The organism is Anaerolineales bacterium (genome assembly GCA_022866145.1).
GTDB lineage: Bacteria > Chloroflexota > Anaerolineae > Anaerolineales > E44-bin32 > PFL42.
Map to the genome: position 1 here is coordinate 1 of JALHUE010000515.1, position 2,141 is coordinate 2,141.

2 protein-coding genes are annotated in these 2,141 nt (G+C 57.3%); both read right to left on the reverse strand.

From position 1 onward, the window contains the following. Positions 1-420: nitroreductase family deazaflavin-dependent oxidoreductase (locus MUO23_14940; protein MCJ7514247.1), on the reverse strand; the 420-nt coding region annotated here is incomplete at its 3' end. Between the two features lie 531 nt (positions 421-951). Continuing rightward, on the reverse strand, positions 952-1,851 hold the full coding sequence (locus MUO23_14945) for a cytochrome c (GenBank protein ID MCJ7514248.1): 900 nt from the start codon (positions 1,849-1,851) through the stop codon (positions 952-954). Positions 1,852-2,141: the final 290 nt, after the last annotated feature.

Below are 2,141 nucleotides of genomic sequence, written 5' to 3' on the forward strand. Positions count from 1 at the left end.
CACTATGAATGCCGGATGCTTGTGTGCTTCCGCCTCGAAATCCGCAAGGAGAGAGTTGGGGCCGGCATCGAAGTAGTCACTTGTGTAACCACGCTTGAGATATGCCCGCAGCACCGGCGCGCTTTCGCCTGGATCTGCTTCCCTCACTTGGAGGTATTCCACTGTCCGACCTCTCCTCAATCTCACTTTGCCAGCCTTGCGGGCATTGCGGACCCAATTCACTGCACCGAAAGGCGCGACAAGCCAGCGTTTGCCATCCATTTCGATAGGTTCGATCGGTGTCTCACGAAGCTCCCCGGTAGCGCGACCCTTTGCCGCCACCAGGTGCATTCCCTTGGGTGCGATACCGAGGCGAATTGCAACCGATAGGATCGCATTTTCCAGGCGGATTCGCTGAGTCACCTCGTACAGTTTGGCCAATTAGTAGCCTCCTTGGGCTCGGGGAGAACAACCATCCTATGGACACACGGTAGACTGGGCGCCTAGCGGCCTCGAGCTGAGCTTCCCGGCGGAAGCGGGCAACTCGCCCCTACTCTACGATTTGTCGGCGGGCAGGACAAGAAGCCCTTGAGGCCCAGCCCGCCGGGTCAGCTTCAGCGAGTTGTTGGGCCGGTCCATGCACATTGCTCAACATGTGATGAGAGACCTGGTGGAGCGGGGGAAGAGTTACTTCGACGGATGTCCCCCAGTCAGTTGCAGGAACGCGATGGCGTTTCTTGTTCGCGCCTTTGACGGTGATGTTCCCTTCGACTGCGAGTCCCAAAGGGCGGGCACTGGGCGGACCAGAGGCCACGACTTGCGGAACTGAGTCGCTCTAGCGAAGGTGCCCTCCGCAAGCAGCGGGGCAGTCCTGTTCGACGCAACGGAAACCATCTCGATGAGCATTTCTGCTTGCACGAGCAAGAACCCAAGGGAGTAGAAAGCCCCGCCGTGAGGCGGGGCTGTGTAGCTTCATGGGACAGTCGTTTCCAGTCTTTGCAGCGTCTGCAGGTAGGTAAAGATCGCCCTTAGCTCATCATCTGAGAAGTTCTTGAAATGCTCCCATGGCATTTGTACAGGGTCAAGTTGGTGACCGCTAGGTGCGACACCTGTGCGGATCGCTTTGATGAAATCCGGTTCCTGCCACGCGATCAACTCGCCACCGGGGGTGAGATTTGGCGCGTTCTGGGAGGTGGGATCAGCACTCTTGCCGCCCGAAAGATCTGGGCCATGACAATCGCGGCATCCGCTCACGTTGACAAGGTAAGTTCCGTATTCCATAGTGACGCCGGCAGGGGGGAAATCCGGGCGCGCATCATGTTGAATCTCCTGTGCAACGACCACTCCCCTCCCCAAGATGCCTGCTCCAAGCATTGCTTTGCCAAGCAGGTTGATGTCTGGTTCACGTGTCTCATTGTCAACGGGAGGTAGGGATTTCACGTAAGCGAGGATATCACCCAGATCTTCGTCACTGTAGTACCAGAAGTTCGAGGCAGGCATAATGAGCAAGCTGTGATCCTCTGGGTTTACACCATGACGGATCGCGCGTACCCAATCCTGATCGTTGAATTCGGTTCCAGCCCCACCTTTGCCGGGTGTCAGGTTCTTAGCATCAACATAGCCGAAAGGAGCCTCGAAAAACGCACCTCCGGAGAGGTCATCACCATGACAGCCGATGCACTCGGCCTTGACCCAATGCTCGCCGCGCCCGACGGATTCTACATCGGTGGGGATAGGCACATTCTCGGCGGAGACATCAAATGTATGCGTGATGATGGCGTTGCCCTTCATAGCCAGGGCGAAGAATACGATCACGATCAACGCGAGCAAACTGCCCAACACGATTCCAAGCCACTTGAGCAACTTCTTCATGTTCTGGTCCTGTTTGGTCACTGGGATTATATGCGCGAATGCTGAGCCCCGCACGCTTGACTGTCTTGGGTAAGAATAATGGGGATTGGAAGGGGGAATGCAGCCTTCGGCAAGCGTGCGGCCGCTTAACGGCCTCGAGATGAGCCGCCCGGCCAGCCAGGATTAGTATCGCGCCGAAACCGACACCTGGCTGGCCGGGTCGGCTCCATCGAGTTGTTAGGCAGCATGAGTGAGTCTCAACTGCGGGCTCCAATTGCCCGTTTGTATCGCTCGGCAGAGCTCTGGACGAC

Excerpts from the sequence above, each read along its gene's own strand:
- MUO23_14945 (MCJ7514248.1), bottom strand. The coding sequence starts at position 1,851 with ATGAAGAAGTTGCTCAAGTGGCTTGGAATCGTGTTGGGCAGTTTGCTC.